Source organism: Liquorilactobacillus satsumensis DSM 16230 = JCM 12392 (assembly GCF_001435195.1).
GTDB lineage: Bacteria > Bacillota > Bacilli > Lactobacillales > Lactobacillaceae > Liquorilactobacillus > Liquorilactobacillus satsumensis.
In genome coordinates, this window is sequence record NZ_AZFQ01000036.1 from 134,629 (window position 1) to 143,819 (window position 9,191).

A 9,191-nucleotide genomic window follows, 5' to 3' on the forward strand; every position below is an offset into this window, starting at 1 on the left:
ACAGAATGCACAGCTGTTTAAGGACTTAGGCATTACGAGTTTTGAGTTAGCACCGCAATACCGCTCAAGCACAGATGCTAGCTTCTTAGACTCTGTTGTTCAAAATGGGTATGCATTTACTGATCGCTATGATGTTGGTTATAATACACCAACTAAATATGGGACGGTTGCACAACTTCTGAGCGCCATCAAAGCATTGCATGCCCAAGGAATTCAGGCAATTAACGACTGGGTTCCAGATCAAATCTATAATCTTCCAGGTGAAGAGATTGTAACTGCTGTACGCACAAATGGCTCTGGAGTATCCAACCAAGATTCAGTTATTAATAATACGCTCTATGATTCTCATACTGTTGGCGGTGGTCAATATCAGGCAATGTATGGGGGCGCATTCTTAGATAGAATTAAACAGCTTTATCCAGATTTGTTTGAAACCAAGCAAATCTCAACCGGACAACCCATGAATCCCAATGAAAAAATCACTGAATGGTCAGCTAAATATTTCAATGGCTCTAATATTCAAGGTCGTGGAGCATGGTATGTTTTGAAAGACTGGGCAACGAATAAGTACTTCAGTGTCTCCAGCAATAATAGTTTTCTACCTAAACAATTACAAGGAAAAAAAGCAAGTACAGGTTTTGTAGTTGACAGTAAGAACAGAACAAAATTTTATTCAACGAGTGGTTACCAAGCCAAAAATACTTTTATTCAAGATGGCGACAACTGGTATTATTTTGATAATAATGGGTACATGGTAACAGGTGCAGATAAAATAAATGGTTATAATTACTATTTCTTGCCAAATGGGATTGAATTACAGGATGCCTATTTTGCTGATGGTACTAAAGAATATTATTACAGCAAGTCCGGAAAACAGATTCTAGATCAATATTATCAAGATTCTAATGGCAATTGGAGATATTTCTTCAAAGATGGCACGATGGCAAAGGGATTGACCCAAATTACAGCGGTCAACGGACAGACTGTGACCCAGTACTTTGATACTGACGGAATTCAGGTTAAAGGAAATGCTGCTAAAGACAGTGATGGAAAGTTAAGATATTTTGATGGAATAACTGGCAACATGGTTGTTAATTCATTTGGAGAACTACCAGATGGCTCGTGGTTGTATCTTGATGAAAACGGAGTAGCGGTTACTGGTAAGCAGAATATCAATGGGCAAACGATGTATTTCAATGCTGACGGTCGTCAAGTCAAGAATGACTTTGGAGAATTAGCCGATGGTTCATGGTTATACCTGAACAGCGACGGGGTAGCTGTTATAGGCGAACAAGTTATTAACGGAAAAACCTTGTACTTTAACGCAGATGGCAAACAAGTCAAGAACGACTTTAAGCAGTTAGCTGACGGTTCATGGTTATATCTGAACAGCGATGGTGTAGCCGTTACAGGCAAACAAGTTATTAATGGAAAAACTTTGTATTTCAACGCAGACGGCAAACAAGTCAAGAATGACTTTAAGCAGTTAGCCGACGGTTCATGGTTATACTTGAATGGCGATGGTGTAGCTGTTACGGGCGAACAAGTTATTAACGGAAAAACTTTGTATTTCAATGCAGACGGCAAACAAGTCAAGAACGACTTTAAGCAGTTAGCTGACGGTTCATGGTTATACCTGAATGGCGACGGGGTAGCCGTTAAAGGCAAACAAGTTATTAACGGAAAAACTTTGTATTTCAACGCAGACGGCAAACAAGTCAAGAATGACTTTAAGCAGTTAGCCGATGGCGATGGTGTAGCTGTTACAGGCGAACAAGTTATTAATGGAAAAACCTTGTACTTTAACGCAGACGGTCGTCAAGTCAAAAATGACTTCAAGCAATTAGCCGACGGTTCATGGGTATACCTGAATGGCGATGGTGTAGCTGTTACAGGCAAACAAGTTATTAACGGAAAAACCTTGTACTTCAACGCAGACGGTCGTCAAGTCAAAAATGACTTTAAGCAGTTAGCCGATGGTTCATGGTTATATCTGAACAGCGACGGGGTAGCTGTTACGGGCGAACAAGTTATTAACGGAAAAACTTTGTACTTCAACGCAGATGGCAAACAAGTCAAGAATGACTTTAAAGAATTAGCAAATGGCTCATGGTTATACTTAGATGGAAATGGTGTGGCCGTTACAGGTAAACAGGTCATCAACGGACAGACAATGTACTTTAACGCAGATGGAACTCAAGTTAAAAATGATTTTGGTGAATTAGCTGATGGTTCATGGTTATACCTTGGTGCTGATGGAGTAGCCGTTACAGGCAAACAAACAATTAGAGGACAGAAACTCTACTTCAGGTCTAATGGAATCCAAGTTAAGGGTGGTTCAGTACTCGAAGAAGACGGACAGTGGCATACTTATGATTTGAATTCTGGAGAAGAATTAAGGTAAGCACGGGCAACATACTAACTAATAGACTATAAAGTAAACTAAAGAGAGTGTGACATAAGTCGGGGAAATTCGAGTGCTAACTCGAAATTACGAACATAGCAAGTACTTTGCGATGAGTAATTCGAAGTTAGACGGAGAACTTTGACTTATGGAACACGTTTATCCAGAATAAAAGAGGAGCTGCGACAAAATTTAACTTTTGTCATAGCTCCCTTTTGTTATGCTTTACGATGTTAAATGCCTCTTGCGGCATATCTTTTGACTGCCGACACGTAGTTTTCCAAGCTAGACATTATTTTCAACAGCAGATCAGGTTTAAGTTTACATTACTCAAAAACCGTAAACATTTCTACTTGGTGCAGCATTTCATTTGGATTGATTCCCGGCTCAGCAACTGGAATTTTAACTGCTAGTTTTTGGTAATAGTCATGCCAGAAGGGAAGTACTGTATGATTTGGTCCAAAAGTCATTGGGATTAGGCTAAAGATACCAGTCGGAAAGATAGTATAAATAAAATCTGCACAGTAAAAGCCTGGAGCAGTTGGCGCAAAACTGAAGTTGTAAGGAGAACCTAGTAAAGAATAAGCTGCACGAAGCACCGTAGAAGGATCAAAATGATAACGTGGAGAAAGACGATAAAAGTCGCAGTGCTCTGCTACACGTTTTTTAAAACCGGATAAGGTTTCACGAATACAACCGCCTTTTGAAGTAGCATGCAGCACAAATTTTTCCCCATGGTCCGTGACCTCTATCAAGCCGACATGCGAATAACTTGGTAAGTTGTTTTTTCCCTTATTAAGTTGCGTACTTGCTCCGATTGTTTTGGCAAGTTCATCTGCAGTGGCAGTTACAAAAACTAGATCACCTGTTTTTAACATTAGTTACCTTCTTTCTCAATAAGCGGCAGTAGTGTGTGTAATTTTTATTTCATTATACAAGACAAAATACCGGTTAAAAATTATTTTGGTTATTATTGAGTAAAGAAAAGATTATCATTGATTAAAATTCACACTAAATACTACATTATGGAAAGAAAAGTAACAAAGCTTTACCAAGAAACGAAACCTGTCCGAAAACTAAAGCAGTCATAAGCGCAATTGCTTAACTTTTATTTAATGTAATAACTTCCGGTTTTTGCCAATAAAAGCCCTGTTGGATAAGAAAATCATTGTCTACTAATGCTGCCACGTCTTCAATGTTGTCAATTCCTTCAATTACAAGTTCAAGATGATAGCAGTCGGCTAGTTGATGCCAAGATTTTAAAAAGGACAGCAAAACTGAACTGTCAAGTTCCTTAAAAGCCAGAAGTGAAAGCTTAATACGATCAATATTATGTAGATTGTCTGTAACCAGCTTCAAGGTATTTTGACCACTGTCAATATCATCAATGACCGTGGTAAACCCCATTTTTTTAAGACGGTGGAGATAAAGTGTCGGCAAGTCATTTTGCATCTTAGTACTTTTGGATTCTAATGGAATTGCTTCAGTAATTTCAACAGCAAGGTTTTGATGGAAAAGGGCCATTCTTTTAAAGAAGCGCCACGTAGAGAAAAAACTGAGCTGCTGCGGATCAATATTAATATCGAAGCGATAAGAGTTAAAGTCATTGAGAATATCAATTATTTTTTGCTCGAACCAGTGAAGAAACTTTGCATTAGTGTCTTCATGGGCGGTCAGCAACTTGAATTCTTTATATGGAAACCGTTCACTGACCTTTGAACGGATCAATATTTCGTAGTCGACCACGTCATCTAGAATTAGGGTATGGTGAACCCTGACGACTGGTTGACAGACTAAATAGAAGTCTTTTAATACCTTATTTACGTTTATCATTTTATAGCTGTCCAATGTCATCATTCCCTTTAACTTAGGATATCGGCATTTTTATCGTGAATTTAAGTCTGCTTTTTTAAAATGCGATCCCTTTACTATAATAATACGAAAAGCGAGAATAATGTTGAATATAAATAAAATAAATGATGTAATTTTTTTGTAATGGACAACTTTTTAGTTGGTGTTAGCCAGTAATAGCAATGTCTAGGAAGTTGCACTAGGAACGGACGGCTAGTTAAATGTGATTCTTTTGAAATTACTAGGCCAACGTGCAGTCCCAAATTTTTTAAAGGTAATTGTCAAGGCTGTTAAAGAGTGAATGTACTTAATTAGTTCTTCCAAATATTCTAGGTGGTAGGTCGTAATCCGTCGTAGTGGAATTGAACGAGTAAGCTGTTGCGGACGCAAAACATTGAAAAAAAAGTTGTATGAATGTCCATAAGTATTATTGACCACGAGAATAGTGTAGCGCGCCTGAACATAAGGTTTAAAGTACTTTTGCAAACGTTCGACGATTAAAGCCGCTTCTTTTTGTGGACTATTCAAATGTGTTACCACCGTTATGCCCCCCAACTAAATTATTGCGTTGAATAAATGTTCCTCCTTTAAGTAAGCTATTTGCATACATCAGTGTCCCAATTCCGTAACGGTCACGAACTTGATCGATTAAACGGTTAAAGGTAATCTTTTTAGTTTGCACTTGATAATCTTCAAAAAAATTCAGCTGATTACCGCTGCCATAACTCAGTTTGCTAAAGGCGACGCTAACATGTCTAACAGGCTCACCTTGCCAAAAGCTGCGAAAGAGGTAAAGCAGTTGAGTATTCAATACCTGAGTCTCATCAGTAGGTGGGATACTTAATTCATGAGCAAACCCACTATGATCTTGGGTTGCTGCACTGAGTGCAAAACCAATTCCAAGACGGATACAGCCGGTCTGCCTGTTCCGGTGCCGCAGTCGGGCAGCAACTTGCTGACCAATTTCTTTAATGACTATCTCAATTTCTGCTTGCTTACAGTAATCATGCGGCAGTACCTGCGAGTTGCCTAAGCTTTGATTGTGCGGTATTTTCTTTTTACGAAGACAGGTGCGATCGATCCCCCATGCTAAAGCGAAAAGTTGAGTACCAATAATGCCCAGTTCTTTTTTTAAAACAAAAGGATTAAAATGTGCGAGCTCTCCGATGCTGTGGATTCCGAGCCGTTCAAGATGCTGGGCAGTTCGTTTGCCAATACTCCAGACATATGCAAGTTCTGTACAAGGCCACAATTTTTCTGCAAAGTTAGGATAGTTTAGCTCGCCAATTAATTGCGGAGCATGTTTAGCAAACAAGTCGAGAGCTAACTTAGCTTGAACAGGATTTTCCCCAATGCCCACACTAGTGTAGATACCGGTTTGCTGTCTAACTGTGTCTTGAATTTTTTGAGCAACTTTGAGCGGTGAAGTGCCAAATAATTTCCATGAATGGGTAACATCCAAAATTGCTTCGTCAATTGAATACTGATAAACATCTTCTTCCGAGGCAAAATGAGTAAAGATGTTTTTGATAGCCAGGCTCTTGCGAATGTAGAGATTCATTCGTGGTGGAACAACCGTTAACCGCGAATCGTCAGGTAGATCACGGCGCCGATCAACATTACTGATTCCAAAAATCTGCTTAGCTTGTGGAGAAGCAGACAGCACCAGCCCACCATTTGTATTTTCCTGTTCTGACATGACAACTAGCACCGCTTCTAATGGATTCTCCCCGCGCTCCACACTTTCAACACTTGCATAAAATGATTTGCTGTCAATCATGAAGAAAATGCCATGGGGTTCATTGGTATAGTCCATAGGTTGTTCCTCACTTTCTAATGTTTCAATTATACAAACATACGTTCGTTTTTTCAAGGGGAAGTGTCCACAAAAGTGACGCTATTGATGTAAGAGCTTTTGAAAGTGAATTAAGTGTTCGTAACCGTTATAATGAAGGAGAATGAAGTCTTGGACAGTTAGGAACGTTTATGAAAGGAATGTGATTATACATGTTTGCAATTCAGATTAGAGATTATGGAGCGGTCGATGTCTTTGAAGAAGTTGAGACTCCACGTCCAAAGATTAAGCCTAAGCAGGTCTTAGTTAAACAGCATGCTGTTGCCATTGATCCGTATGATGTCAAGTTTCGTCAGGGTTTAATGGGGAAAGATCAGCAACCGCCAATAGTTACCGGTTCCTCAGTTGCTGGGGAAGTTGTTGCAGTTGGCGATAAGGTTCAAGCATTTAAGGTTGGCGACAGAGTGGCTGCGAGTCCACATCTGCGTTCGTATGCAGAGTACGTTGCAGTTGGTCAATCTCAATTAGCGCAGATTCCGGCGACTGTTAGCTATGAACTAGCTGCTGCAGCTGCTTTAGGTGTTCAGACTGCTTATCAATTAACTGAAAAGGTTTTGGAATTGCACCCGGGTCAAAGCGTGTTGGTCCATGGAGGGGCAGGAAGTATTGGTTTTGCCGTTTTACAATTCGCTAAGCATCATGGAATTCATGATCTGTATACAACTGCGAGTGGGCAAGGCGTAGGCTTTTTACGTAATTTTGATACACGTCTTCGAGTTATTGATTATCGTAAAGAAGATTTCACCAAAAAAGTTCCATTATTTGACAGAATTGTTGATCCAATCGGCGGCAGTGTTCTACAAAAATCTTTGACAGTCCTTAAATCAACAGGTAAGTTGATTTCTACTGTGGCGGATGCGGATGATCCACGTGTGGAACACTTCTTCATGAAATCAAACGGGGAAGATCTTGCAGCTGTCCTACACCAATTAGCAACGGATGAACTCTACCTTGAAATTGCGGCAGTTGCACCTTTTAATGTTGAAAACTTGCAGCGTTTCCAGCAGGCACAACATGTCGTTGGAAAATTAGTGTTGACGTTTGCAAGCAATTAATTGAAATGTTAAAAATTAATCAAGCTTAATGAGCTAAACTTAAGGGAGGAATGCCGGCAGATGAGCACTTTTACACTGCTAGTGCATGCTCCTTTTAATTTTGCCAGTCGGGTTTTCTCAAAAAAACATGCTCTTCGTAATTCATAAGGTAGTACTCAGATTTTACCGATTTATAGCATACTCCGATGCGGCTGCAATTTATTCCTACAGTAAAGGGACCGAAAATTTTTCCAAGTTGGTTTGCTTAGCTATTTATGGTAAATTTTATTGTTAGAGGGTTAAAAGCAGATAGGTTTAGTACATACCCCTGTACCCCTGATGGAGGAGTGGATAAAGATGAAACAGAGTTATCGTATCAACGATGTCCTGACACTGCGAGTACCGGCAACAAGTGATGCACACCAGCTTTACTCGTTGATTGCTCATGATCAAAAAGAACTGCAGCGCTGGTTGCCATGGGCTAAAACAACTTTATCACCTGCAGATGAAGAAGCTTTTATTCTATATTCTTTAGGTCAGATTCAAGAGGGCAAGTTATGGTCCGCAACCCTGTGTGTCGCTGATACTCCGGCGGGGACAATTGATATCCATGAAATCAGTATGCAAAATGCGCGCGGGCAAGTTGGGTACTGGTTGGGTCAAAAATACCAGGGAAAAGGATTTATGACGCAAGCGCTCACTAAAGTTATTGAGGTGGCTTTTTCTGAGTTGGAACTGCATCGTCTTGAATTGATTACCGATAGCAGAAACAAAAAAAGTCAAAAAGTGGCTACGCGTGCAGGATTTAAACGCGAATGTTGTTTACACGATTATTTACGTGAAGAAGCGGATTTTCATGATGCTTTTCTTTATGTACTTTTTTCGAAATAAAGCTCTTTTGATAAGCAAGTTAAGAAAGCAGGCAGATTTAAGATGAAAGTGTTAGGAATTCTTGGTGCACAGCGAAAAGACGGTGTGACTGCGAAAATGTTGGCGGCGGTTTTCCAAGGAATTGCAACTGACAACACAACTGAGGTGATTTACTTGGAAGATTTTGCGCTTAAAGCAGATGTTCCGGGAACTGCCAATCCCGAACTGGATTTGATTGAAAGCAAAATGCGTGAAAGTGATGTTTGGGTACTAGCTGCTCCAACTTATTGGGGAAGCTTAAGCGGTAGGCTGAAGAATCTTTTTGATTGTCTGCGGCAACGTCTTGTCAGATTTGACCACACAGGCACAATGCATCCCGCAAGTTTTAAGAATAAACACTATATTAGCCTGACCAATTGTTATACCAGCAGCTTTGAAAATATGATTTGCGGTGTTACAGATGCATCTTTACGGCTCTGTGACAAAGTAATGAGTGCTGCAGGTGTGATTAAAATAGGCGAAGCAGTGGTAACAGGAACTTGGGGAATGGAAACATTAACGCCTAAGAAAAAGAAAGAATGCTTGGATTTAGGGCATAAGATAAATCGGATTCGAAGAAGGGATGACCAAACGGTGAAACGATATTTTGAGTTATTTTTCATGGTTGCTGTAATGGCATTAATAACAATGTTGCTGCAAAAAGCCTGTGCTTCTTTTATTCCGTTAGATAATTTTTGGTTCAACTATCTTTCCTTTACTGTGATTTTTTTCATTTTACTAGCATCGATGCTTCATTTTGTAACATTTATGAAGCATAAGCGTCACTAAAAAGAATTGTGCAAAAAGGCGTTAGGTTTTGAGACTTAGAGTGAATCACGGTGATAACTGAACTTGTTACCACCGTGATTCACTCTAAATACGGAAACCTGCCTTTTGGAGCATGTTAAGAAAGAAGTGCCGACACACAGTGCTCAACCACCGTAGACTAAGTCCTGCATTACAAAGTAACCTGGTTTTGGTTACGCGTAATACAGGCTTAGGCATAGGAGGTTGCTGGGAGGAGCACGTTAAGAAGAAGTGCCGACAAGCACCGTTAGACTTTGAGCACTAACATCAAATTGCAAAATAGACGGGCTGTGTCTATGCGTAATTTGCGGTTAGGCGCAAAAGGCTGGTG

At 39.9% G+C, this 9,191-nt stretch carries 8 protein-coding genes; 4 read left to right on the forward strand and 4 right to left on the reverse strand.

All coding sequences use genetic code 11. From position 1 onward, the window contains the following. A partial coding sequence (locus FD50_RS12930) for a glycoside hydrolase family 70 protein (protein ID WP_275453081.1) occupies window positions 1-2,404 on the forward strand: 2,404 nt, incomplete at its 5' end. A gap of 326 nt (window positions 2,405-2,730) precedes the next feature. Here FD50_RS12930 and FD50_RS05515 read toward each other — a convergent pair. From FD50_RS05515 to FD50_RS05530, 4 genes are all read right to left on the reverse strand, one after another. Further along, the gene (locus tag FD50_RS05515) at window positions 2,731-3,282 is read right to left on the reverse strand and encodes a YiiX/YebB-like N1pC/P60 family cysteine hydrolase (protein ID WP_054757086.1); all 552 of its coding nucleotides are present in this window, start codon (window positions 3,280-3,282) and stop codon (window positions 2,731-2,733) included. A gap of 223 nt (window positions 3,283-3,505) precedes the next feature. Further along, window positions 3,506-4,252: an EAL domain-containing protein gene (locus FD50_RS05520; protein ID WP_162256072.1), complete on the reverse strand. Its 747-nt coding sequence runs from the start codon at window positions 4,250-4,252 to the stop codon at window positions 3,506-3,508. Between the two features lie 216 nt (window positions 4,253-4,468). Then, window positions 4,469-4,795, reverse strand: coding sequence for a hypothetical protein (locus FD50_RS05525; RefSeq protein WP_054757088.1), 327 nt, complete (start codon window positions 4,793-4,795; stop codon window positions 4,469-4,471). Next, window positions 4,776-6,071: a Y-family DNA polymerase gene (locus FD50_RS05530; RefSeq protein ID WP_056960728.1), complete on the reverse strand. Its 1,296-nt coding sequence runs from the start codon at window positions 6,069-6,071 to the stop codon at window positions 4,776-4,778. Before FD50_RS05530 ends, FD50_RS05525 begins: the two co-directional genes overlap by 20 nt. A gap of 191 nt (window positions 6,072-6,262) precedes the next feature. On the opposite strand from FD50_RS05530, the gene FD50_RS05535 reads away from it, so the two are divergent. From FD50_RS05535 to FD50_RS05545, 3 genes are all read left to right on the forward strand, one after another. After that, window positions 6,263-7,165: an NADP-dependent oxidoreductase gene (locus FD50_RS05535; RefSeq protein WP_056960729.1), complete on the forward strand. Its 903-nt coding sequence runs from the start codon at window positions 6,263-6,265 to the stop codon at window positions 7,163-7,165. 336 nt (window positions 7,166-7,501) lie between these two features. Further along, complete coding sequence (locus FD50_RS05540; RefSeq protein ID WP_056960730.1) at window positions 7,502-8,035, forward strand: GNAT family N-acetyltransferase; 534 nt, start codon at window positions 7,502-7,504, stop codon at window positions 8,033-8,035. Between the two features lie 42 nt (window positions 8,036-8,077). Next, complete coding sequence (locus tag FD50_RS05545; protein WP_056960731.1) at window positions 8,078-8,842, forward strand: NAD(P)H-dependent oxidoreductase; 765 nt, start codon at window positions 8,078-8,080, stop codon at window positions 8,840-8,842. Window positions 8,843-9,191: the final 349 nt, after the last annotated feature.